Source organism: Flavobacterium sp. Sd200 (assembly GCF_009826935.1).
In the GTDB taxonomy this organism is placed as follows: Bacteria; Bacteroidota; Bacteroidia; order Flavobacteriales; family Flavobacteriaceae; genus Flavobacterium.
Window position 1 is genome coordinate 14,169 of the sequence record NZ_WUMN01000006.1, and the last position, 24,404, is coordinate 38,572.

Consider the following 24,404-nt stretch of genomic DNA (forward strand, 5'->3'; position numbering starts at 1 on the left):
ATTTCACAAAGCGCACAATACTTTATGAATTATTATTACTGATAATATAATTTGTACTGTTTAAAGATATAAGGCTAAGGTTTAACCTCAATAAATTAGAAACGAATAGGTACATCTGAAAACTGCGACTGAGACCTGCCACTAATGCTTCCTCAACTTAGCACGTTCATATTGTTTAGGCCACATTACTTCAGCATCAAGCTCATGGGCAAAGTTTAGGGCAAGGTTAGGGTTACGCAACGACTCCCGGGCAAACAACACCAGGTCGGCTTCACCGTTCTTAACAATGGCATCGGCCTGTTGGGCTGTTGTAATCAATCCCACGGCACCTGTACAAAGACCAGATTCTTTTTTAACCCTTGCAGCGATTGGCACCTGATAGTTAGGACCCACCGGTATTTTTTGATGCGCCACTGCCCCGCCCGACGAACAGTCTATCAAATCGACACCTTTATGTTTTAATATTTTAGCCAGTTCTACCGATTCTTCTTCATTCCAGCCCCCCTCTGCCCAGTCAGTACCGCTAATGCGCACTAAAATCGGCAAATTTACAGGCCATTCGCTTTGTACTGCTTCGAGTATTTCGAGCAATAACCTAATACGATTTTCAAAACTGCCTCCATACTCATCCGAACGATGATTTATAAGCGGCGAAAGAAACTGGTGTATAAGGTAGCCATGTGCAGCGTGTATCTCTACCACTTTATAACAGGCCTCATGGGCGCGTTTGGCTGCAGACTTAAAATCGGCAACAACTTTGGCTATGCCTTCTTTATCCAGCTCTAAAGGAGGTAGCTCCTCTTCCTCGCTAAAGCGCACAGGGCTTGGGGCTACAGTGCGCCAGCCGTTTTCTTCCAATGTAAGCTTGCGGTTGCCCTGCCACGGTGCCGATGTGCTTGCTTTGCGCCCGGCATGTGCAAGCTGTATGCCCGGCACAGCATTTTGCGCCTGTATAAAAGCGGTTATCTGTTTATATTTTTCAATATGCGCATCGCTCCAAATACCTAAATCCTCAGGAGATATACGTCCTTCGGGCGAAACGGCTGTAGCCTCCTGTATAATAAGTCCGGCACCGCCAATGGCCCGCGCTCCAAGGTGCACCAAATGCCAGTCGTTTGCAAAACCGTCTTCAGCACTATACTGGCACATGGGCGATATGGCTATGCGGTTTTTTAAAATAATACTTTTGAGTTGCAATACAGAAAATAATGATGCCATAATGTGGTGATTGTGTTAGGTAGTGTCATCTTAACAGATAATACACACAATAATTATTGTCGAATTATCTTACGTAATAAAATTAAGAATTGTAAAGTTACCTTACAATGATTAATTATGAATTGCATTTGTCATTATTAACAAACATTTAAATGGACTGCCAAAAAATTAAATTTAAGTGCAGGTAAATCAGAAAACACTATTTTTGTACGTTTATTTGTAGATTTTAAAACATAAAAATGGATACACTCATTCAGGTTGCCCAATTGGTATTAATGCTCTCTATACTTGTAATACTGCACGAATTTGGGCACTACATAACTGCTAAAATGTTTAAGGTAAGAGTAGAAAAATTTTACCTTTTTATGGATGCAGGCTTCTCTTTACTTAAGAAAAAAATTGGTGAAACAGAATGGGGTATCGGGTGGTTACCATTAGGAGGTTATGTAAAGCTAAGCGGTATGATAGACGAAAGTATGGATACCGAAGCAATGAAAAGCGAACCACAACCGTGGGAGTTTCGCTCTAAACCGGCCTGGCAACGCCTTGTAATAATGATGGGCGGTATTATTGTAAACATACTTTTAGCCTGGGTTATATTTACTGCGGTGTACAGCACGTATGGCAAACGCTATGTGAGCACTGAGGTAACCCAGCAAAATGGACTTGCTTTTGGTGAGACCGGAAAAAAAGTGGGCTTTAAAGACGGCGATAAAATTCTTGAAGCCGATGGCAAATACCAGCCACGCTTCGACCGTATGGTACTTGACGTATTGCTTGGCGACGAAGTATTGCTACAACGCGATGGCAAGCCTTTTACACTAAAGCTTACTGATGCCGACAAAAAACTGATACTGGAAACCGAAGGCCGCAACTTTATGCACCCTATGGTTAGCAGCGTTACTTTAGATTCTGTAGTGCCAAACTCTAACGCTCAAAAAGCCGGGCTTAAAATTGGCGACCAAATTGTAGGCGTTAACGGCAAAGAGCATTTGTTTTTTGGACAGCTAAACGAGCAGGCATACAAGAACAGGAATAAGCAAATTGTACTTAATGTTGTGCGCAATGGTCAAAAGCTTGCAATCACAAGCGCTGTAGATAGCTTGGGGAGCATTGGTATTGTGCAGGAACCAACTGTAGAGAAAGATTATATTATACGCGAAAATTATAACTTCTTCTCTGCAATACCGGTTGCCATGAGAGAGTCATACGACCTGATTGTTTACAACATTAAACAGTTTAAGCTAATATTGCGCCCAAGCACCGGAGCCTACAAGCAGGTAACAAGCGTAGTGGGCATCGCTTCTAAACTGCCAACAACATGGAACTGGGAGTTCTTTTGGAATTTTACAGCGCTGTTTTCGATAGGCCTTGCCTTTATGAACATACTGCCAATACCGGGATTAGACGGCGGACATGCCATTTTTACCATTGCTGAGATGATTACCGGAAAAAAACTTAGCGATAAAGCGGCAGGTGTTGTACAAACAGTGGGTATGGTTATCTTACTAAGCCTTATGGCTTTAGTTTTCGGAAAAGACATTTATCAGCTAATTGTAAATTAGAGATTAAAAAAAAGTTCAATTTTTTTGACTTTTTTGTTTGCAGAAATTAAAAATCGTTCTATATTTGCACCGCAATAAAGGCAACACATCAGCCTTTAAGAATGAGAAAAACACCAGGTAATTTAAAGCTTTAAAAAAGCCGGAAGATTACGAAACAATATACAGTTTCCTCCTTAGCTCAGCTGGTTAGAGCATCTGACTGTTAATCAGAGGGTCCTTGGTTCGAGCCCAAGAGGGGGAGCAAAATCCTAATCAGAAATGGTTAGGATTTTTTGTTTTTACACCCTATGGAAAATAATATTGTTTATATACTATTCTCTAAAAAGCTCAATAGATATTACATTGGATATACTTCTAATATTGACATGAGAATAAGTTTTCACCAAAATGCCCAGCCTAATAAATTCACCGCAAAAGCCAACGATTGGGAATTAATCTTACAATTGGAATGTCAAAGTAAAACACAGGCTTTAGCGGTAGAGAAACATATCAAAACAATGAAAAGCAAGGTTTACATTCAAAACCTCATTAGATATCCTGAAATGCAGGAAAAACTATGCGCAAAATATTTCTCAGCTGATTAGAGCATCTGACTGTAATAAGAGCCCCGATAGCTATCGGGGTTGGTTCGAGCCCAAGAGGGGGAGCAAAATCCTAATCAGAAATGGTTAGGATTTTTTGTTTTTACACACTATGCAAAATAATATTGTTTATATACTATTCTCTAAAAAACTCAATAGATATTATATCGGATATACTTCCGATATGGATGTCCGAATAAGTTTCCACCAAAATGCCCAGCCTAATAAATTCACCGCAAAAGCCAACGATTGGGAATTGATCTTACAATTGGAATGTCAAAGTAAAGCACAGGCTTTAGCGGTAGAGAAACATATCAAAACAATGAAAAGCAAGGTTTACATTCAAAACCTCATTAAATATCCTGAAATGCAGGAAAAACTACGCACAAAATATTTCTCAGCTGGTTAGAGCATCTGACTGTAATCAGAGCCCCGATAGCTATCGGGGTTGGTTCGAGCCCAAGAGGGGGAGCAAAATCCTAATCAGAAATAGTTAGGTTTTTTTGTATTACAGAAAACAACATTAGGGTTCTTAATTTCACACTCCCCATCATTGTCAAAATAGTTCAGTGTTGCTTAGCATTCTATAGTTTATCTAACTACCTTAGGACAACTTAATCAATCACAAAACAATGATAAACCTGCTACTTCTATTATTGATTGTTATTGCCTACTGCTATTACTGGGGATTTATAATACGCAATGAGCAGCGCAGACTATCGCAAAGTGTAGCAAACAATATAAAGCAGCTTCATTATGCTCTTTTAGCCATTACGATAGCACTATGGATTGTTTACAGGAATTTTGACGTAGTATTGAGAGGTTCATGGACAAACAGGGTATTCATACTTCCTTTCTTCCTGTCAGGGCTTCTGCTGTATCTTTATGCACCTAAAAAGTGGAATAACCGCTTAGAAAAGCTTTATTTTAAAACATTCTGCTATTTACCGTTTGTTTTACTTTTAGCTTTATTTTATCCTTTTGCAGGTATTGTCCTGGTTGCCTCGGTTTTAGGAAAGATCTCTCCCGGAAAAGAAGTATATAGCGATAATATATTATTAATGCAAACGAACAGCAAAAGCTCATTAAATCAACCACATTTAGAAATATGGCAAAAAAAGCCCCTTATAAACATACTTAAAGAAGAAGCTTTTACAGAAGCAGATTCTGTCTCAACAAAATATGAGGGCAACAAAGCCCACGTAATATTTTATAATTTAATGGAAGATAAAACAGAAGTTAACGACAGCATTACTGTAAAACTTGATTGAGCAATGCCTACTTGGAGTATATTTATTTAGATACCTCGATGGTAACCTTTAGCTCTCCGTGATTTTTGTTGTCGGTAATTTGCATAAAGGCTTTTTTTGAGAGGTCTATATCACGTCCACCTCCAAAAGGCCCACGGTCATTAACCACAACTACAACCGATTTTCCGTTGGCTTTATTGGTAACTTTTACTTTAGTGCCAAAAGGCAGTTTTTTGTGGGCAGCCGTAAGCTTGCTGTTGCTGAATTTTTCTCCGCTTGCGGTCTTCCTGCCGTTAAACTTATCGGCATAATAGCTTGCCACTGCCGATTTATCATAAGAATTATAAGCTCCTTTTTTACTTGAACATGCAACAAGCAATGTTGCAAACATTAAAAATACTGCTATACGTTTTGCCATGCCTTATTTTTTTTCCTCCAGAATTTCGATCTTTACCTTAAAATAACCACTGCTTTTTTTAGTGGCTATTTCCATAAAAGCTTTTTTAGTAAGGTCTATTTCCAGTTTTTTACTGTAGGGTCCGCGGTCGTTTACCTTTACATCTACAAACTTTCCGTTTGCTTCATTGGTCACCCTAACCATGGTGCCAAAAGGCAGTTTCATATGGGCAGCAGTATATTTTGCATTATTAAAACGTTCGCCGCTGCTCGTTTTCCTGCCATTAAACTTGTCGGCATAATAGGTGGCAAGAACATCTTTTTTATAGGGAGTAAGTGTTGGTTCTGCCGCAGTTGTAATGGTTGCCTTTATATCCTGGGGCATATATTTTACAGCCGGCGCAAAACCGTAGCTTATAAATAGTGCTAAAACTGTACTGAAAATAATAATACTATTCTTCATAATAATTATAATTTTTTTGTCCGTTCCTTTTTCCCAACAACTATGCCATTAAGAAAACAAAAGCCCTTAACAGGGCTTTAAAATTTGGTTAGTTTAACCATGCACTCCACGGTATCCTGCTCAATAACAGCACTAAACCTATAGAATATAATACAGCTATACTTTTAAATTTTTTGTCAGATTCTTCTGCTCTTTTATGCTTAGACCATCCTATCGTTATGAGAGTAAGCGCTATTATATTGATAAGCGGGTGTTCTACCACATACAGCCTAATAGTACTGTCTTTCATAGCACCACCCATACCAAGCTCCTTAACAGCTGCAAACCATGGCGATGTAAATAGTAGAATTAATCCTAAAACTAACTGCACATGGCTAAAAATAAGGGCTATCATAGCTATGCGCCTGTCCTGAAGATTAAAAGGCCTTTTCGCTTTAAGACCTACAAACGAGTTTAAAATGGCAATGAGCAGGAATACCAATACTCCGAAAGCCCAGTAAGAATGCAGATCTAATACAGATGAATACATAATTTTTTTGTAATGTTAGGAGGGCAAATATAAACAATACAGCAAAAAAAAGCCTTACTAAACTCTGTCTAAAATTGTTTTGAGGCGTTGTTTAGAACGGTTCTAAAAATAAACAATGTAGTTTTAGATATTACTATTGTACTGATTAACAACTTTAAAGACTAGGAATATAAAAAAAGGCCAACCTAATGGTTAGCCTTTACTATAATTTTTGAGCAATATCTACATCTGCTTTATCAGATACACGTAAACAGGAAAGTGGTCGCTGTAACCCACATTCCCATTACTGTTTCTTAGCGGATAGCCTTTAAATGCCCCAGATGGCTGCGTCATGAACGTTTTGTTGTAAACGCCTGCCTTCCAAAAACGGAAAGAAGTATAATCTTTTTGTATAAGTGGCTCGGTCATTATCATTTGATCAAATAAATCCCACGCATCCCTGTAAGCAAGTGTGCCTATACCTTTGTTAGACATCTCTTCCATTGGGTTATATAAACCTCCTTTTTTAGTGTCTTCTTTCTTGGCTTTGGCTCCAAGCACACCTTTAACACTGTTGTTGTAAGGACCATCGTTAAGGTCGCCCATGGTTATAACCTTTGCATTAGGATTTACTTTATACAAAGAGTCAATAATTTTTTTGTTCAGAGCAGCAGCAGCCTCCCTAAACGGAGCCGATACTTTTTCGCCACCTGAGCGCGAAGGCCAGTGGTTTATAATAAAACTCATTTCTTCACCATCAAGATAGCCCGTAACCAATAACTGGTCGCGCGTGTAACGTCTTCCTTCAAGGTCTACGTTTATCACTACTCCTTCTTCATCGTCATCAGTAGTTTTTCCGGCTGCCTTATCTTCCTCCAGCTTTTTCTTTAGCTTAAGTGCGTTCTTATCATATATAAGTAAAGGGAAATTTTTATAACTTGTAGGCTTAAAGTATTTCTTTTGGTAAAGAAAGCCCACATCGATACCCCTTTTATCAGGCGAGTCTATGTGCACTATGCCATAATCTTTACCTGCAAGCAATGGTTCTTTGATAAGATCTTCCAGTACACCACGGTTCTCTACTTCGGCTACACCTATAACTACAGGGGAGTTTCCGGGGTTCTCCGTAGTACCTATCTGAGAGATAACTTTGGCTAAATTAGACAGTTTCTTTTTATATTTTTCTTCTGTCCAGTGCTGGCGTCCGTCCGGCAACCACTCCTCATCATTAATTTTAGGGTCGTTGTGTGTATCAAACAGGTTTTCAACATTATAAAAAGCTACGGTATGTACTTTAAACTTTTTATCCTGAGCATTACACAACACACCAATCAACACAATAAACAGGAACGAACTAAATGATTTTATCATTATTTAACATATATTAATTTAACATCAAGTTTTATAACAAACTGGATGCCAAAAGTAAATAATATTTTTAAATGATGTACATTTGCGCCCGTTAAGAAATATTTAACTTAACAACGAACAGGAATAATTTAATTTTATCTATGAAAAAACTAATTCTCAGTCTTTTATTTGTAATGCAGGCTGTAGTTGCGTGGGCGCAGCAAACCGGCTCTGTACAGGGTAAGGTGGTTGAATCTAAATCGCAAAAACCCATGCAAAATGTTGTGGCAACGCTCGATGCTACCGGTAAAACAGCTTTGACCAATTCTGAAGGTGTTTTTGTATTTACCGATGTATTGGCAGGCAGCCACGTGGTGGTAGTTGCTACTACAGGCTTTACAAGTCAAACTTTTACTGTAGAGGTGGCAGCAGGCCAGCCGCTGGATCTTGGCGTAGTATCTTTAGAAGAAGATATAACATCTGAACAGCAATTGAGCCTTATTACTATTACAGATAATGACCTGGGCGATGATAACTCCGGATCTGAAAATACAGCCGGGCTTCTACAGGCTTCAAGAGATGTGTTCCAGCAGGCAGCAGCCTTTAACTGGGGTATGGCACGTTTCAGGATCCGTGGTCTTGATAACGAATATGGTATTACTATGATAAACGGTATTACTATGAACAAGCTTTATGACGGACGCCCGCAGTGGAGCAACTGGGGTGGCCTTAATGATGCTACACGTAATCAGGAATTTACAATGGGTTCTGCCCCTTCTGACTATACTTTTGGTAATATTCTTGGTACTCAGGAAATCAACACACGTGCATCTATATACAGACCGGGCGGAAGGATATCATTCTCCGGTACAAACACTAACTATAGCTGGAGGGCTATGGCTACTTATGCATCGGGTATGGATAAAGACGGCTGGGCTTATGTAATATCTGCTTCAAGAAGGTTTGCCCAGGAAGGCTACTTTGAAGGTACCGATTATAGTGCAAACTCATTCTTTGCAAGTGTAGAGAAAAAAATAAACGACAAACACAGCCTTAACCTTACCAGTATTTATGCTCAAAACAGCAGGGGTAAAAACTCTCCTAATACTGCGGAAGTTAACAATATTGCAGGCGAAAAATATAACTCTTACTGGGGATACCAGGATGGCGAAAAGCGCAACTCTCGCGATAAAGATGTAGAAGAGCCGGTTATAATGCTAACCCACTACTGGAACATGACCGAAAGGACATCGTTAACCACTACTGCGGCTTACCAGTTTGGACACATAGGAAACAGCAGGCTTGACTATCAAAACGCAAGCAACCCGGATCCAACATATTACAGAAACCTTCCAAGCTATTATAACAACCTTGGCGGAGATAATGCTGCAAACCAGAACACACTGGCTACTTTTAACACTAACAGGCAGCTAAACTGGGATTTTCTATACCAAACCAACCAAAATACACAAAACGGCCGTAGTGCTTATGTGTTGTATGAAGACAGGACAGACGACGATATTTTTACTGCAAACAGTATATTACGCTCTCAGTTGTCAGACAACATAGTGGTAAATGGTGGTGTAACTTTTAAAAATGTAAAATCGCACAACTTCCAAAACCTGCTAGACCTTTTAGGCGGTCAGTTCTTTGAAGATATAGACAACTACTATACAGGTGATTTTTCTCAAAGCGACCTTAACAACCCTAACAGGCGTGTTGTAGAAGGCGATACTTATGGCTACAACTACTACCTGCACGCAAACAATGTTGACGGTTTTGCACAGTTTAAATTTTCTTACAGCAAGGTAGATTTTTACCTTGCGGGTAACTACTCAAGATCAGACTATCAGCGCGAAGGTCTTTACAGAAACGGTCTTTATGCCAACAACTCTTATGGCAAAGGCGAGAAAATTACTTTTGACAACTACGGTGCTAAAGGTGGTATTACATACAAGCTTGACGGAAGAAACTCAATTGTATTTAACGGTGTACACATGACCAAAGCACCAACGCTTAGAAATACATTCCCTAACGCAAGGCTAAACAATAATGTTGTAAACGGCCTTACCAGCGAAACAATTAACAGTGGCGACATTAGCTATGTAATAAGAACTCCTAAGCTTAAAGGTCGTATTACAGGTTTCTACTCTACTATAGAAGATGCTACTGAAACTTCATTCTTTTATGGTGAAGGTATATTTGAAGGAGATGATGCAGATGCTTTTGTTGCCGAAACAGTTACAGGCGTAAACAAAAGAATGTTTGGCGGTGAGCTTGGTTTAGAATACAACCTTACCTCAACAATTAAAATAAATGCTGCTGCATCTTATGGCCAATACACTTACAGTAACAACCCTAATGTAAGCATTAATAACGATGCACTTGCAGCCGTAACAATTAACGACAGCGGTACAGGCACCGTAAACCTTAACCCAGCTACAAGCGTAGATTTTGGTAAATCGTCGCTTAAAAACTACAGGCTTGCAGGTATGCCACAACAGGCTTACTCTTTAGGTCTTGAATACAGAGACCCACACTACTGGTGGATTGGTGGTAACGCCAACTATCTTGCCGATAACTATATTGATGTTTCTGCATTGCTAAGAACCGAGAACTTCTTCCAGGATCCGGCACAGAGCGGAGGCTTGCCTTTCAGCCCAATAGACGATGCAAAGGCAAAACAACTTTTACGTCAGGAAAAATTTGATAACTTCTTCTTGTTTAACCTTCAGGGTGGTAAATCATGGAAAATAGGCAATCAAACATTTGGTTTCTTTGCAAGTGTAAACAACGTATTAGACAAGACCTACAAAACAGGCGGATTTGAACAATCTCGCGCGGCTAACTACCAAAATCTTCTTGTAGATAATAAAAACGGTACACCATCTTTTGGTTCTAAATATTTTTACGGTTACGGAAGGACTTACTTTGTAAACCTTTACTTAAACTTTTAATTAATTGCTATGAAAAATAATTTTAAACTGCTTTTAGTAACTGCCCTTACATCTGTACTGTTTACAGGATGTGTGGGAGATGATGATACAGTACTGCCACACTACGATGCTCTTCCGCTATCGCAAACTTTTAATACAACGCCGGATTTTACACCAATTTTAGATAATACTATCCTTGATATAGACGGATGGCAGAATATCGCTCAAACCGGTTCTGCTTTATGGAGGGTACAGGTTTACCAAAGTAATGGTTATGCCGAACTTAGCTGCTACCAAACCGGAGATCCGGTAAATGTTAGCTGGCTGGTATCTCCGGAATTTATTCCGACAGAGAAGCACAAAACTTTGTCTTTTGAGGTTGCCCAAAGTTATGTAACCAATGTTGCCAATAAACTTGAAGTGTTCGTTTCTGAAGATTTCAACGGCACTGATGTGGCTACAGCAACATGGGTACCTTTAACTGTTAATATTCCGGGAACATCTGCTGTTTATTTTGAATTTATGGACAGCGGCAATGTAGATCTTACACAATATGTAGATAAACAGCTGCACCTTGCATTTAAGGTTACTGGGTCTGGTACAAATACCAACCTTGACGGTTCGTACCAAATTGATAACGTGAATGTAAAATAACCGTTTAAAGAATTATTATGAAAAATTATATAAAAACTATAGCAATTACTGCACTTGTATCTGCAGCTATTGCAGGTTGTAACAACAACGACGATTATGGTATACCAAACAAGGTTACTACATGTACAGAGCCTGTTGTTACTGTAAATAAAACTGTTGCCGAAGTTATTGCAGCAACAAACTCTCAGGTTAGGCAATATCCTGATAATGATGATACAATGGAAGCCTATGTAACATCAAGCGATGAGCGTGGAAACTTCTTTAAAATTGTTTCTTTACAAACCCTTCCTACAGATGGATCTGCTCCGCTTGGATTTAGCGTTGCCATAGATGCTAATACTCTTTTTGGTCATGGTTTTTACCCGGGCAAAAAAGTATATATCAAACTTAAAGACCTTTACTATGCAACAGTAGAAGGTTCTGCTATATATGGTGCTGCTTACCGTGGTTCATCGGGAACTGAGGCAATTACAGTAGGCAGGATCCCTGAGTCTGCTTTCAAAAAAAGTATCCTTCCTTCATGTTCTGAAATAAGCGAAGAGCAATTGGCAAGGCCATTAACTTTAACTCAGGCAATGACTAACCGTAACATCAATACTCTTATAGACCTTCAGGGTGTAGAGTTTGGCGATGAGTTTGTGGGTGGCACTTATTTTGATGCAAACGATGAGGCAAACACTGCCGGTGGTGCTACAAACAGAACGCTTGTAGACAGAACCGGAGCAAGCATTGTTTTCAGGACAAGCAGCTTTGCAAACTTTTCAGGTAATAAGATCAGTGGTAAGAGTGGTGTTGTAAGAGGTATTCTTACTAAATATGCCGGTGTTTTCCAGTTTGTTGCCCGCTATGAGTCAGACATCAGACTTACCGAAGACAGGTTTGATAACTCTCCGCCAATTACAGGTGCTAACATTACTTATGGCCTTTACAATGAAAATTTTACAAGCTATGCTGCAAATAACAGAATATTCCCTAACGCTATAAACGACCCTGCAATAGGCTCTAGATACTGGGATGTTAGAATCTTCAACAATAATAAGTACATCCAAATGACATCGTTTGGCGGTGTGGCAGAAACTAACAGAACATTATTTATTGTTCCTGTAGACATGACCTTAGCAACTACTTTTTCATTCAAGACAGCATCTGGATATGATAACGGCTCTGTATTAAAAGTTTATTACAGCCTTAACTATGTTCCGGGTGGCAACATTACAGATGCTACACTTGTAGACATTACCTCTAACTTTAATATACCTGCAGGCCCTCCTGCTGCTTATGCTTCAGGTTTTACACCAAGTGGCAACTACAGTATTCCGGCAGAGCTTACAGGTAATGGATACTTTATATTTGAGTATAGAGGTAAAGGCGGCTCTGGCCCAACAACAACTATGCAATTAGACGATATTGTGGTTAACTAATCATACCACGTTATACAATACTTAAAAGGGGCTTTATGCCCCTTTTGCTTTTAGTACCAATATAAGATCAATGCAGACTAATTATAAATAGCTGTAAATGTTTGGTTTATTAAGAATTTACTTTACATTTGCAGCACAATAATAAAAAACAAAAAGAACAATGCGTTTAACAGCACCTACATACAAGCTACAAAGTTCAGAGATTGATTTCTCTGTACAGGCGCCGGGGTATTGCTGCGCAGCGATTTTTAGATAGTAAATAATCTAACAATATATACAGCCCCACTGCCTTACCGCTTTGGGGCTTTTTTTATGCTTATGCAAAACCATAACATACATACAAACCTATGTGAACACTTCGGTAAGCCGATGTTGTACACCTATGGACATGAACCGCATATTCCCTTGTGAAAGGAGGAGTAATGCTCAGACGCGCTGCCTGAGCAACCAAGCCCGGTTCTGTAAAGAGCCGGGCTTTTTTATTATAGCTCAAAACACAGGACATTAAAAATAGAAACAAAAAGAATGATCAAAAGAACAACAACAGGCATCACTTAGCAACAGGTATTTGCCACAACACTAAAGGCAATGAAAACACTAAACACAGCAGCAACCTACCCTACAGGCTTTACAGCCATGGTAGAGCGTTTGTATAACAGCAGCCATCCTGCCACAATAATGGGCAACCGCGGCACTATAGAGAGTGTATTAGCAACTCATTTTGCACAAATGAGCACGCAAAACCACATTTGGAAACGGGATTCGTTCAAAACGCTTTTGCTTGTAATGCATGCAAAAAAATGCTATGCTGTGCTTAGAAATCCTGCTTTTATAGAAGTATTGGCAAACATGAGTGCCTTTGGCAATAAAACGGTTAGGCCAATAGATGGCTGGGTAAAAGACAGCCTTACGCCACATGGCCAACTGGCTTCTTTAATAAGGCATTGCTTTGCAGCTTATGATGTGCCGGAATTTTTAGAATATGCCTTTGCCGATGGTAATAAAATACACATGCTGTGGTACATTCAATTAGGACGGGGCGAAAGCATACAAAAGTTAAGTGCGTTTCCGGTGGTGTTTACAAAGGCAATGGCACACGCTTTTAGGCAAACGCCAAAGCATTTTACCGTAGCACAGGCCATAAGGAGGGCACAGGCTATAGGGTTAGGGGCAACAGCTCAAACTGCCGAGGTAGTGGCATGGTGCAACGCATTAGAAGACATTACTAATGTAGATTTCAGGACGGCTGTAATTCGGTTTGCTGCAAAGGCAAAAGAGCCTGTAACCCTTGATGTTTTACAAAAGGTAACAGAGTATTTTGCCGAAATGTACCGCCTTGACACTAACTACAGTCTTAAGGGCAGAACATGGGTATCGGTTACAAGGCAGGCTGAAGCCTATCATGCTGAACTTGCAAAAAGGCGTGCCGCTGAAGACTACAATGGCTGGGAAGCCTGTGGAATAGCCAACTTTGAAGTTGTTGTAAAACACGAAACGTTTAGGATAGTACAGCTTACAAACTCAGAAGAATTGTATGATGAGGGTTATGACATGTCCCACTGTGTGGCAGACTATGCAGATGATTGTGCTGAGGGCGGTTCGGCTATATTCTCTCTCAGAAAATTCGTTAGAGGAAAAGATGGATACCAAACGCTTGCTACACTTGAGGTTTTGTTGCCGGAGTGCAATATAGTACAGGCAAAAGCAAGGTTTAATGGCAATATAGATGCACAGGCACATAAAATAGTGGTACAATGGGCAGTTAAAGAAAAATTGGGTGTTGATTATGATTATTATGACGAGGCACAGCCTCCTGCAGCAATACAGCCTCCCCCAGCACCCAATCCTGTAGCACGGGTGCGACCTTTGGCCCGACCATTGGCAAACGCCGCATTACAAAGGCCAGCATACAGACCTGCCCAACATGCCAATGATGACATGGATGTGGCCACTATTGCAAGGATCGTATTTATAGTAATAAAAATACTGTTTATCCTTTCAAAATTGAGGTAAGGCAGTAAAGTGCTGCCTTACTATTTTTAAAATTTAAAATTATGGCAAAATTAAAATTAAGGGGCAACGACCTCACAGATATAGGGTTTCCGCAAAATAAATCGGTAAGCATTGCACTTGCTTCCATGCAAAAACATTACAAGCGTGAAACCAAAGAAAAAGTACTCCTGCTTTTAAAAGAAGTACTTAAAGACCCACAAAAATATATGGGCAATGGTGTGTTTGGCAAAATTGCCGAAGCTTTGGTTACCAACAAAAAAACCGAAGCGCAAAAGCTGTTAACTACGCGTGTGCCTTTTACAATTTTTGGTGAAAATGATATCGAGCCCACTGCCAAAGACCAGCTTTACACGGCACTTAAACTACCAGTTAGCCGGGCTGGTGCACTTATGCCTGACGGGCATAGCGGCTATGGTTTGCCCATAGGCGGTGTATTGGCTACGCAAAATGCTGTAATACCCTATGGCGTGGGTGTAGATATTGGCTGCCGCATGTGTCTTAGTGTATATGATATTAACCCATCTTTTATAGATGGGCATAAAGACAAATATACTGGCATACTACAAACGCATACCAAATTCGGGATGAGTGAAGTACACAAAAGCCCTAACGACCACGAGGTTTTAGACCGCAGTGTCTTTAACGAAATACCACTATTAAAACGCCTTAAAGATAAGGCTTATAAACAGTTTGGCAGTTCGGGAGGCGGTAACCACTTTGTAGAGTTTGGCATTGTGGAAATTACAGCAAAGGACGATGTTCTAAAACTACCACCCGGCAGGTATGTGGGGGTACTTTCGCACAGTGGATCCCGTGGTTTGGGAGCCAACATTGCCAAAGAATACACCTACCTGGCTACTAAACAAACACCCCTGCCTAAAGAAGCAAGGCATTTGGCGTGGCTGGACCTTGACACTCACGACGGACAAGAATACTGGATAGCCATGAACCTTGCCGGAGATTATGCATCGGCATGCCATCATGATATTCATAAACGCATAGCAAAGGCATTGGGCGAACGCCCTCTTGCAATGGTAGAGAACCATCACAATTTTGCATGGAAAGAAATGGTAAATGGCGAAGAGCTTATTGTGCACCGCAAAGGGGCCACACCTGCTCAAACCAATGTGTTGGGCATTATACCGGGCAGCATGACCGCGCCAGGCTATATTGTAAAAGGAAAAGGCAATCCTTTATCGTTAAGTTCGGCATCGCATGGTGCCGGCAGAGTAATGTCGAGGTCGGCAGCAAAACAGCAAATTACGCAGAGCGAACTCAAAAAAGTGCTAAAAGACCATGGTGTAATACTACTGGGCGCAGGGATTGACGAAGCTCCTATGGCTTACAAAAACATCCATACAGTAATGTCCAATCAAACAGAACTTGTAGATGTTGTGGGTACATTTCTGCCCAAAATAGTCCGAATGGATAGGGGTTAGAATAAAATTCCGCGTAGCTTCGGGTCATATGCCTCCTTTGGAGGTGAGCGTGAACGGGAATGGTTGATTGATCATTCTTAAAAACAATTAAATGCCCTAAAGGGCTTAAATAACAAAACAATGGGAATTAATACATATGAAGTGATGTACATCCAGGCTATAGATAACTATCCTTATAATGTGGAAGAGTGTATAGAAAAACTGCAGTATGTTATTGCTGCAGACGATGAGCATGCCGGAGCGCATTTTTTGATGGGACGTATTTATGAAGAGCAGCTGGAAGATTATAAGCAGGCCGAATATTATTACAGGATGACGCTGTACTTAAACCGCGAGCACCTGCCGGTATATTACCAGTATGCCGCTATGCTGATAAACAGAAACAGGCTTGATGAGGCACTGACCATAATTAATGCAGGCCTTAAAGCACCCGGCATTGACGTGGCAAGAATAACGTATTTGCATGGATTGCTTTATGAGCGTTATGAAATGCTTAACACCGCTATAGAGTACTATACCAATGCGAAGAAATATTGCTTAAACTCCGGTTTTATGAGCACTATGGACGATCATATAAAAAGGGTAAAGGAAAAAATCAGCCTGAATAAAAAATCGAAGAAAAAGGAGGAAAAAAAACAAAAGACCTCCTGACACACTGAAAGCCGCTATGATGCGGCTTTCTTTAGTTTATTCTCCCGGCAGCAAACTTGCCACATTACTCCGTATAACTTTACAATTTAAAAAATGGCATGTCAATTTTAAAATACCTAAATTTGCATCACTTTGATTAATGAGCAATGATAGACAAGATTAAAGAATACATAGCCGAAGCTCAGGCTTTTTCTGCACAGAATAAAGAAGAGCTTGAGGCATTCAGGATAAAATTCTTAGGAAAAAAAGGAATCTTAAACGACTTTTTTGCCGAGTTTAAAACCGTGCCAAACGAGCAGAAAAAAGAGTTTGGACAGGTTGTTAACACGCTAAAGAAAACGGCTGAAGAAAAAGTTGCAACAATTACCGAAGCCCTTGAAAATAATGAAGAGGCTAAAGGTATTTATGGCGACCTTACACGCCCCGGCGAACCTTTTGCCGTAGGATCGCGCCACCCTATATCTATTGTAAAAAACCAAATAATAGACATCTTTAATACCATAGGCTTCAATGTATCTGAAGGGCCGGAAATTGAAGATGACTGGCATAACTTTACTGCACTTAACCTGCCGGAATATCATCCGGCGCGCGATATGCAGGACACGTTTTTTATACAAACCAATCCTGATGTATTGCTTCGCACGCACACATCATCGGTACAGGTTAGGTATATGGAAGAGAACAAACCGCCTATCCGTACTATTTCTCCGGGAAGGGTTTTCCGTAACGAAGCAATATCGTCTCGTTCACATTGTATCTTCCACCAAATTGAAGGTTTGTATGTAGACAAAGACGTATCGTTTGCCGATCTTAAACAAACGTTATTATACTTTACAAAAGAAATGTTTGGCAAAAGCAAAATACGCCTTCGCCCGTCATACTTTCCGTTTACAGAACCAAGTGCCGAGATCGATATTTACTGGGGACTTAAAACCGAAACCGACTATCGTATTACAAAAGGTACAGGATGGCTAGAAATTGGCGGCTGCGGTATGGTAGACCCTAACGTACTTAAAAATTGTGGTATAGATCCTGCAAAATATAATGGCTTTGCCTTTGGTATGGGTGTAGAGCGCATTGCCATGCTGCTGTATGGCATTGGCGACATACGTATGTTCTATGAAAACGACGTTCGCTTCCTTGAGCAATTTAAAGCAAGTATATAATATAGAAAATGGTCCGTTATTAACGGACCATTTTTTTACTGTTGCAATAAGTCTTTGGATACCTCTATTAACTATAAAAGGCATACCTGCTATAACAGGAATGCCTTTTAAAAAACACCAAAAACAAAAAATTTACTAACCTTGTTGCTAATCTCTCACTGATCCTGAACAAAATTCTCATATAATAACGCGCTACAGGATGCATAATTGCATTTATTTTCATAATAAAATGTTAATGTTTAAAAAGGTAAAACAGGGGTAATATAACAGTTTGCGACAGTTATATTAAATTTAAGTACTTTTGACCTTTATAACAAGACCTTAAAAATGAGTAACACTCCTAAGTTCGCAGTAATAGGCGGCGGCAGCTGGGCAACGGCAATAGCCAAAATGCTGTGTTCTAATGTAGATAAAATTGCGTGGTATATGCGCAATACATCGGCAATAGAGCATATTAAGCTGCAAAAACACAACCCAAATTACCTGAGTTCTGTAGAATTTGACACCAACAAGCTGCTGCTTACCAACGATATTAATGAAGCTGTGGCCTATGCCGATTATGTAATATTTGCTATACCATCGGCATTTTTGAGTGGAGAACTGGAAAAACTTACCGTGAGCCTTCAGGATAAAATTATATTTAGTGCCATAAAAGGTATAGTGCCGGAAACAAGCCTTATTGTTGGCGAGCATTTTCATGACACTTACAATCTTGATTACGATAATATTGGTGTTATAACCGGACCATGCCATGCCGAGGAAGTGGCTTTGGAAAGACTATCATATCTTACTATTGCCTGTGGGAGCGAAAAGAAGGCAAAAACAATGGCTACAAACCTCAACAGCCATTATATTAAAACTAAAATATCTGACGATATTATAGGTACAGAATATGCTGCCATGCTAAAAAACATTTATGCCATTGCAGCCGGTATTGCACACGGGCTTGGTTATGGCGATAACTTTCAGGCACTGTTAATGAGCAATGCCGTGAGGGAGATGAAAAAGTTTATCCGTAAGGTTCATAAAATGAAGCGAAATATTAACGATTCGGCCTATTTGGGAGACCTTTTGGTAACAGGATATTCTGTATTTTCGCGAAACCGTATGTTTGGGAATATGATAGGTAAAGGCTATACCGTAAAAAGTGCCATGATGGAAATGAGTATGGTGGCCGAAGGTTATTATGCCGCTAAAAGTGCTTACAACCTTAATAAAGATTATAAGGCAAAAACCCCGATTATAGATGCTGTTTACAACATACTCTATGAAGGTAAAGATGCCAAACAGGTATTTAAAAAACTAACCGATAAACTGGATTAATACATTTTTATGAACGATCATCTTATAAATCACCCTGCAATTCTTGCTATTTTTGGGGTTACAATAGTTATTATGCTTTTGTTAGACCTTGGTGTTTTTAATAAAAACAGCCATACGGTTAGTAATAAAGAAGCCATTACATGGTCAGTAGTATGGATATCGCTATCCATGATATTCAGTGGCATCATTTATTATGTAATGGGTTTTGATGCCTTTACTAAGTTTCAGAGTGCCTACTGGATAGAAAAAGCCCTCTCTGTAGATAATCTTTTTGTGTTCATACTGGTCTTTGGCTTTTTTAATGTCCCGAAACATTTGCACCACAAAGTACTTTTTTGGGGTATTATTGGAGCACTGGTATTCAGGGCTATATTTATATTTACGGGTGTAGAACTTATAAACCTTACTTACTTGCCAGAAATGGAAATTTTTGGACACGTAACCCGCATCAATGTGCTGCTAACCATTTTTGGTATATTCCTTATTGTAGCAGGTATAAAGTCCTGGTCATCTCAGGAAGATGATGATGAGAACAAAGATTTTTCTAAAAGTGCCGGCGCACGCGTAGTACACCGTTTTTTTAAAGTAACCGATAATTTTGAAGGCGATCGTTTTTTTGTAATAAAAAACGGCATACGCATGGCTACTCCACTTCTTGTTGTGGTGGCGGTTATAGAGTTTACCGACCTTATTTTTGCAGTAGATTCTATCCCCGCTATATTTGCCATAGCACCAAACGACCCGCTTATTCTTTATACATCTAATATATTTGCTATATTGGGTTTACGCGCCCTTTACTTTTTGCTGGCTAACTTTATGCACATGTTTAGCAAACTGCACTACGGCCTTGCGCTTATACTTTCGTTTATAGGCATCAAGATGCTTATTGCACCGTTTATACACATATCGTCACCGCTCTCTTTGGCTGTGGTGGGCGGTATATTAATATGCGCTGTGGCGGCATCGTTTTTATTTCCGGCTAAGGAAGAATAGAATTGCCATTACTTCCTGTATCTAAAAATTTAAACCCGATGTCGACTTTTGCCGTTACAGCCTCCATTCTATCTGCCCAACAACTGGGGTTATTTGTAATAGAAAAATATGGGCTTAGCAAAAACAGTATATGTTCGCTCCTGAAAACCGGAATGAACCATACCTAGCTGGTATCTGACAATGAGACAAAAAACATACTCCGGGTTTACAGCCATAACTGGCGGTCTAAAGCAGAGGTTGAGGAAGAGATTAGGCTACTTACATTACTAAAGGATAACGGCATAAGTATATCTTATCCTGTGGCAGATATAAATGGCAACTACATTCAGGAGATAAACGCACCCGAAGGAATGCGTTATGCTGTAGTCTTCTCTTATGCTGAGGGTGGCAAAGTGCGTTTTATAGATCCTGATACCTGTGCAAAAATTGGTGCTATAATGGCCCAAATGCATAATGTTAATGAACATACTGCCATAAAGCGCATAAACTATAATGACACTACTCTTTTAGAATTGCCTTACCGCTATGCACAGCAATTTTTTAGCGATGACCTGCCCGAAATGCAGTTTGTAAAAACACTTAGTAACGATATTACAGGGGCTTTTGCAAATACAGATGCTAACGCAATTAAAACAGGTATTGTACATTTAGACATTTGGTATGACAACATGAGCATTACCGAAAACAGCGAAGTGACAATTTTTGATTTTGACTTTTGCGGCAATGGCCCATTCATTTTAGATGTGGCTTATTTTTGTAAACAGCTATTTCATATAGAGACCAACAAAGAGGAATATGAGCTAAAAAAAGATGCATTTTTAGCCGGATATCAAAGTATAAGAAAGCTGACCAAGCAAGAGATTGACCTTATTCCACTTGCAGGCGCAGCTGTTTATATTTTTTATCTTGGCGTGCAGTGCCGACGTTTTGACTGGTCTAATATTTTCCTTACAGAGAACTATTTAAAAATGTATGTCGGGAGAATTAAAAACTGGGTTGAGTACAACGACCAATAAAAAAGCCCGAAAACATTACGTTCCGGGCTTTAGATTTTTTAGACACTATAATTACTCAATAAGCCCTTTTTCCAGAAAGTAGCTTACAATAGCATCTTTCATCAGTATGCTTTGTTCTCCTGCCTTTAGTGAAGGCAATTGTTCCTTAACCGTATAGTGTGGCCATCCGGCATCATCAAAATAATCAAATTCGTAGTAACCATAAGGTTCTAAAAGTCGGCAAATGGCAATATGCATCAAATCCATTTTTTCGTCTTTTTTAAACTTCCGGTTAAATTTACCAAGCTCCTGTACGCCTATAAGGTAAATAATAGCATCAAGGTCTAACACGTCGCCATCGGCAAAACGGTCAGATAATATAGTTACAAGCTGTTGCCAGCGTTCTTTTAATTGTTCGTCTCTGGACATGTATATAATTTATACCTGCAAAGATAGTACTTACAACGTAAAGAATGTTGTTTGCGCAAATATCAGCTCCCAACAATAGGCATAGCCCGGACGTATTGGTTTTGTGTCATCTCGCTCATAATAAATTCAGCAATACGCTTTCTCGATATTTTAAACGATACGTTCTTATTATCCGGTATAACCTTAGCTGGTTTGGTATCTTTATCTGTTGCTGCCACAAATCGCACCACGGTCCAATCCAAATTGCTTTGCTCAACCACTTCTTCTATACTCCTTATTTCCTTATATGGTTTAGGATATGCAACCTTTGCCATTAAGGTTCCAAAGGCAGTAGCCACATACCAAGGGTCATTCTTAAGCCTTATTATCGGCGAACCTATCGTTATAAATCTTTTCAACCCATTCCATTTCATAAGGCTCATAATGGCTTTATGCGCCTCATAGACCGGTAAATATTCGTAGGTTCTTTTTCGGGGCGGGCCTAAAGTACTTACTACCACCTCGGCACTTTCTATAGCACTTTTAAGGCGGGGTATGTTACTTAACTCTCCTTCTACAATTGTGAGGTGTGGGTGTGTAGTTTTAATTTTTTTGCTGTCCCTAACATAAGCCACAACGTCGTGGTCATTTTGAAGGGCGAGCTCAAGCAGATGCGTTCCTATTTTTCCGCTTGCGCCCAATAGGGTAATCTTCATTAAAAGGCTAATTTTATAACTGCAAAGTTAATAGTTACAGTTTAAAAACTATTAACAAAGTTATAGAAAAAAACATGCTACGAGGCTATAAATGAGTATAGTACACATTAACATTAGAAATTTTAATGCAAATTATTGAAAATTAAGCTTTTGCAAAATGCTTATTAATCTTATCTTTGAGAGTAATGGAATTTATTGATATTATTTTAGGAGGGCTCCTGCTTTACGGACTTATAAAAGGGTTGTGGAACGGGCTTATTACAGAACTGGCATCGCTCGTTTCGTTATTTATAGGCATCTTTGTTGCTGTAAAATTTAGTGGCTATGTAGGCACTTTGCTGGCCAGCCATGTAGAAGATGTAAAATATATTAGCGTCATTGCTTTTGCCCTTACTTTTATAGCCGTTGTAGTGGGCATTATACTGTTGGCAAAAGTATTTACAAAACTTGCCGGACTAACCGGGCTGGGCATACCTAACCGCATTTTAGGGGCAATTTTTGGCCTTATGAAAATGGTTTTGATACTTAGTGTTTCTCTCAATTTTTTTATAAAAGTAAACGCGTCGGGCGCATTTGCAAAACAGGAAACATTAAAAGGGTCTATATTCTTTTATCCGGTACTCAGTGTTTCTAACTATATTTTTCCGGTGCTGGAAGAATGGTTTGCAGAATACAACCAAAACAATGCGCAACAAAAAACCCCTTAAGTGGTTGCTTAAAGGGTTTGGTTATAATAGTAAAAGCTATTACAGTTTATTTTCTTCCTGCGCTTTTTTAGAAGGTGCAGGTTCATCTCCATCTTTAGCGGCATTTTTAAATTCTTTAATACCGGTGCCAAGACCTTTCATTAGTTCGGGGATCTTTTTTCCGCCAAACAGCAGCACAACAATTACCAGTACTACAAGTATTTCTGTTAAACCAATTTTTCCCATGACAGCAAAAGTTTTAATTATCGACGCAAAGTTAACTATAAATTGAATTACAGGAGTTATTTACGACAAATATTTGATGATGGTTTGCGTTAAATAAAATAATTTTGACAAAAACTAAATACTCAGCCATACCTAAAATTGGCAACCGAACAGTAAAATGGGGCAGTATTAGTATATTTGTGAATTAAACTTTTACTATGACAGCAAAGAGGCTTAAAAAGCAGATCATTAAAAAAAGGCTGTTTACCAAAAACCGACTTGTTATTCTTAACGAAGATTCTTTTGAAGAGATTTTTTCGTTAAGGCTTAATGTTATGAACGTTTTTGTGGGTGTTACCTTAATAAGTATTGTAATGATAGCCCTTACTACCTATATAATTGCCGGAACACCATTAAGAGAATATATACCCGGATATGCTTCTACAAAACTAAAACGTGAGGCTACAGAAAATGCCGTAAAGTCAGATTCGCTCATAAAAGTTCTCGAGCAAAATACTATCTATCTGGCAAATATAAAAAAGGTACTTACGGGCGAGATAGAACACACCAAGCTTAGCCGCGATTCTATTGTAGCTACAGGTACTAAAGAGCTTGCACCACAAGAAATGAAACCCAGTGATGCCGACCTTAAACTGCGCGATCAGGTTGCCCTGGAAGACAAATACAATCTTTTTGAACAGGCACAGCCTCGCGTTAGCCAAGTACTTTTTGCTCCGGTAAAAGGGCATATAACCGAACCCTATAATGCCCGCAAAAAGCAGTTTTTTATAAATATTGCCGTAGCTAACAATACTCCGGTAAAAGCAATAGCATCGGGAACAGTATTGTTGGCCGACTGGTCTCCAACCAACGGGAATGTGATTATGCTTCGCCACAACGACGGCATTATATCGGTATATAAAAATGCGGGCAGTGTTACCAAACAACAGGGAGACGTAGTGCGCTCCGGCGAGGTTGTGGCCCTTGCAGGCGCTGGCGTACAGAAAAAAGATGCCCAACTGCATTTTGAACTCTGGAAAGACGGCTATCCTATAGACCCAACCCAATTTATAGATTTTGAATAATGGAAACTTTTTTTGAAAATACAATAGGCCAATGCTTACTTTGTGGTGCTATATTTATAATTGCCGCTACAGTTATGCATTTGTTTCCGCCAAAAAAAATAAACCATTTGTATGGATATCGCACCGCTTCGGCCATGCAGGATCAGGAACATTGGGATTTTGCACAAAAAAACGGAACAAAAAAAATGGCTATCAGCGGGCTGATGCTTATAGCAGTATCTTTTGCAGGCAAGCTATATCCAATAGATGATAAATATCAAACTTTTGTTAGCATTCCTATAACGTTGGGTGCTGCACTTTTTATTTTTCTGTCAACCGAAAGGGCCATACAAAAACAATTTCCAAAAAATTAAAATACAGCC

Annotated in this window: 26 protein-coding genes and 1 tRNA gene; 19 read left to right on the plus strand and 8 right to left on the minus strand. The window is 39.5% G+C overall.

All coding sequences use genetic code 11. The features are described from left to right. Positions 1 to 141: 141 nt before the first annotated feature. Positions 142 to 1,218 (minus strand): NADH:flavin oxidoreductase/NADH oxidase, encoded by a 1,077-nt coding sequence (locus GR160_RS14990; protein ID WP_160750706.1) that lies wholly within the window; start codon positions 1,216 to 1,218, stop codon positions 142 to 144. A 239-nt stretch (positions 1,219 to 1,457) separates the two neighbouring features. Between GR160_RS14990 and rseP the strand changes: the two genes are divergently transcribed. The 5 genes from rseP (at position 1,458) to GR160_RS15015 (ending at position 4,635) form a co-directional block, all read left to right on the plus strand. Then, a complete protein-coding gene (gene rseP, locus GR160_RS14995) occupies positions 1,458 to 2,783 on the plus strand; it encodes an RIP metalloprotease RseP (RefSeq protein WP_160750707.1) in 1,326 nt (441 codons plus the stop codon). Between the two features lie 167 nt (positions 2,784 to 2,950). After that, positions 2,951 to 3,024, plus strand: a tRNA-Asn gene (locus GR160_RS15000). Between the two features lie 46 nt (positions 3,025 to 3,070). Then, positions 3,071 to 3,367, plus strand: a complete 297-nt coding sequence (locus GR160_RS15005; protein ID WP_160750708.1) for a GIY-YIG nuclease family protein — start codon at positions 3,071 to 3,073, stop codon at positions 3,365 to 3,367. Positions 3,368 to 3,476: 109 nt separating this feature from the next. Continuing rightward, the gene (locus GR160_RS15010; RefSeq protein ID WP_160750709.1) at positions 3,477 to 3,773 is read left to right on the plus strand and encodes a GIY-YIG nuclease family protein; all 297 of its coding nucleotides are present in this window, start codon (positions 3,477 to 3,479) and stop codon (positions 3,771 to 3,773) included. Positions 3,774 to 3,996: 223 nt separating this feature from the next. Next, complete coding sequence (locus GR160_RS15015) at positions 3,997 to 4,635, plus strand: hypothetical protein (protein WP_160750710.1); 639 nt, start codon at positions 3,997 to 3,999, stop codon at positions 4,633 to 4,635. A 22-nt stretch (positions 4,636 to 4,657) separates the two neighbouring features. On the opposite strand, the gene GR160_RS15020 is transcribed toward GR160_RS15015, so the two are convergent. The 4 genes from GR160_RS15020 to GR160_RS15035 form a co-directional block, all read right to left on the minus strand. After that, the gene (locus tag GR160_RS15020; RefSeq protein ID WP_160750711.1) at positions 4,658 to 5,032 is read right to left on the minus strand and encodes a septal ring lytic transglycosylase RlpA family protein; all 375 of its coding nucleotides are present in this window, start codon (positions 5,030 to 5,032) and stop codon (positions 4,658 to 4,660) included. A 3-nt stretch (positions 5,033 to 5,035) separates the two neighbouring features. After that, on the minus strand, positions 5,036 to 5,395 hold the full coding sequence (locus tag GR160_RS15025) for a septal ring lytic transglycosylase RlpA family protein (RefSeq protein ID WP_237421238.1): 360 nt from the start codon (positions 5,393 to 5,395) through the stop codon (positions 5,036 to 5,038). 166 nt (positions 5,396 to 5,561) lie between these two features. Further along, positions 5,562 to 6,002, minus strand: a complete 441-nt coding sequence (locus GR160_RS15030) for a hypothetical protein (protein WP_160750713.1) — start codon at positions 6,000 to 6,002, stop codon at positions 5,562 to 5,564. Positions 6,003 to 6,224: 222 nt separating this feature from the next. Next, complete coding sequence (locus tag GR160_RS15035; protein ID WP_370519227.1) at positions 6,225 to 7,355, minus strand: endonuclease/exonuclease/phosphatase family protein; 1,131 nt, start codon at positions 7,353 to 7,355, stop codon at positions 6,225 to 6,227. A gap of 137 nt (positions 7,356 to 7,492) precedes the next feature. Here GR160_RS15035 and GR160_RS15040 point away from each other — a divergent pair, with 137 nt between their 5' ends. The 11 genes from GR160_RS15040 (at position 7,493) to GR160_RS15085 (ending at position 20,943) form a co-directional block, all read left to right on the plus strand. Continuing rightward, positions 7,493 to 10,288: a carboxypeptidase-like regulatory domain-containing protein gene (locus GR160_RS15040; protein WP_160750715.1), complete on the plus strand. Its 2,796-nt coding sequence runs from the start codon at positions 7,493 to 7,495 to the stop codon at positions 10,286 to 10,288. A 9-nt stretch (positions 10,289 to 10,297) separates the two neighbouring features. Further along, positions 10,298 to 10,921: a choice-of-anchor J domain-containing protein gene (locus GR160_RS15045; protein WP_160750716.1), complete on the plus strand. Its 624-nt coding sequence runs from the start codon at positions 10,298 to 10,300 to the stop codon at positions 10,919 to 10,921. 17 nt (positions 10,922 to 10,938) lie between these two features. After that, positions 10,939 to 12,342: a DUF5689 domain-containing protein gene (locus GR160_RS15050; protein WP_160750717.1), complete on the plus strand. Its 1,404-nt coding sequence runs from the start codon at positions 10,939 to 10,941 to the stop codon at positions 12,340 to 12,342. 588 nt (positions 12,343 to 12,930) lie between these two features. After that, positions 12,931 to 14,355 carry a PcfJ domain-containing protein gene (locus tag GR160_RS15055; RefSeq protein WP_160750718.1) on the plus strand — a complete coding sequence of 475 codons (1,425 nt, stop codon included), beginning with the start codon at positions 12,931 to 12,933 and terminating at the stop codon, positions 14,353 to 14,355. A 41-nt stretch (positions 14,356 to 14,396) separates the two neighbouring features. Continuing rightward, positions 14,397 to 15,794 (plus strand): RtcB family protein, encoded by a 1,398-nt coding sequence (locus GR160_RS15060; protein WP_160750719.1) that lies wholly within the window; start codon positions 14,397 to 14,399, stop codon positions 15,792 to 15,794. A 120-nt stretch (positions 15,795 to 15,914) separates the two neighbouring features. Continuing rightward, entirely contained in the window at positions 15,915 to 16,445 is a 531-nt protein-coding gene (locus GR160_RS15065; protein ID WP_160750720.1) for a hypothetical protein, read from the plus strand. A gap of 146 nt (positions 16,446 to 16,591) precedes the next feature. Then, positions 16,592 to 17,611, plus strand: coding sequence for a phenylalanine--tRNA ligase subunit alpha (pheS, locus tag GR160_RS15070; protein WP_160750721.1), 1,020 nt, complete (start codon positions 16,592 to 16,594; stop codon positions 17,609 to 17,611). A gap of 327 nt (positions 17,612 to 17,938) precedes the next feature. Continuing rightward, complete coding sequence (locus GR160_RS15075; RefSeq protein WP_160750722.1) at positions 17,939 to 18,934, plus strand: NAD(P)H-dependent glycerol-3-phosphate dehydrogenase; 996 nt, start codon at positions 17,939 to 17,941, stop codon at positions 18,932 to 18,934. Between the two features lie 9 nt (positions 18,935 to 18,943). After that, on the plus strand, positions 18,944 to 19,927 hold the full coding sequence (locus tag GR160_RS15080) for a TerC/Alx family metal homeostasis membrane protein (protein ID WP_160750723.1): 984 nt from the start codon (positions 18,944 to 18,946) through the stop codon (positions 19,925 to 19,927). Between the two features lie 38 nt (positions 19,928 to 19,965). Further along, positions 19,966 to 20,094, plus strand: coding sequence for a hypothetical protein (locus GR160_RS19510; RefSeq protein WP_255478527.1), 129 nt, complete (start codon positions 19,966 to 19,968; stop codon positions 20,092 to 20,094). A 27-nt stretch (positions 20,095 to 20,121) separates the two neighbouring features. Further along, positions 20,122 to 20,943 carry a phosphotransferase gene (locus GR160_RS15085; protein ID WP_370519228.1) on the plus strand — a complete coding sequence of 274 codons (822 nt, stop codon included), beginning with the start codon at positions 20,122 to 20,124 and terminating at the stop codon, positions 20,941 to 20,943. A 51-nt stretch (positions 20,944 to 20,994) separates the two neighbouring features. Here GR160_RS15085 and GR160_RS15090 read toward each other — a convergent pair whose 3' ends face one another. After that, positions 20,995 to 21,351 (minus strand): hypothetical protein, encoded by a 357-nt coding sequence (locus GR160_RS15090; RefSeq protein ID WP_160750724.1) that lies wholly within the window; start codon positions 21,349 to 21,351, stop codon positions 20,995 to 20,997. A 62-nt stretch (positions 21,352 to 21,413) separates the two neighbouring features. After that, the gene (locus tag GR160_RS15095) at positions 21,414 to 22,046 is read right to left on the minus strand and encodes an NAD(P)-dependent oxidoreductase (protein ID WP_160750725.1); all 633 of its coding nucleotides are present in this window, start codon (positions 22,044 to 22,046) and stop codon (positions 21,414 to 21,416) included. Positions 22,047 to 22,231: 185 nt separating this feature from the next. Here GR160_RS15095 and GR160_RS15100 point away from each other — a divergent pair, with 185 nt between their 5' ends. Then, positions 22,232 to 22,753 (plus strand): CvpA family protein, encoded by a 522-nt coding sequence (locus GR160_RS15100; RefSeq protein WP_160750726.1) that lies wholly within the window; start codon positions 22,232 to 22,234, stop codon positions 22,751 to 22,753. A 39-nt stretch (positions 22,754 to 22,792) separates the two neighbouring features. Here the strand turns inward: GR160_RS15100 and GR160_RS15105 are convergent, their stop codons facing one another. Continuing rightward, positions 22,793 to 22,978: a twin-arginine translocase TatA/TatE family subunit gene (locus tag GR160_RS15105; RefSeq protein ID WP_160750727.1), complete on the minus strand. Its 186-nt coding sequence runs from the start codon at positions 22,976 to 22,978 to the stop codon at positions 22,793 to 22,795. 197 nt (positions 22,979 to 23,175) lie between these two features. Between GR160_RS15105 and GR160_RS15110 the strand changes: the two genes are divergently transcribed. Together GR160_RS15110 and GR160_RS15115 are read left to right on the plus strand one after the other, a co-directional pair. Further along, positions 23,176 to 24,042, plus strand: coding sequence for a M23 family metallopeptidase (locus GR160_RS15110; protein ID WP_160750728.1), 867 nt, complete (start codon positions 23,176 to 23,178; stop codon positions 24,040 to 24,042). Continuing rightward, positions 24,042 to 24,395 carry an SdpI family protein gene (locus GR160_RS15115; protein ID WP_160750729.1) on the plus strand — a complete coding sequence of 118 codons (354 nt, stop codon included), beginning with the start codon at positions 24,042 to 24,044 and terminating at the stop codon, positions 24,393 to 24,395. The genes GR160_RS15110 and GR160_RS15115 overlap by 1 nt, the downstream gene beginning before the upstream one ends. Positions 24,396 to 24,404 lie beyond the last annotated feature (9 nt).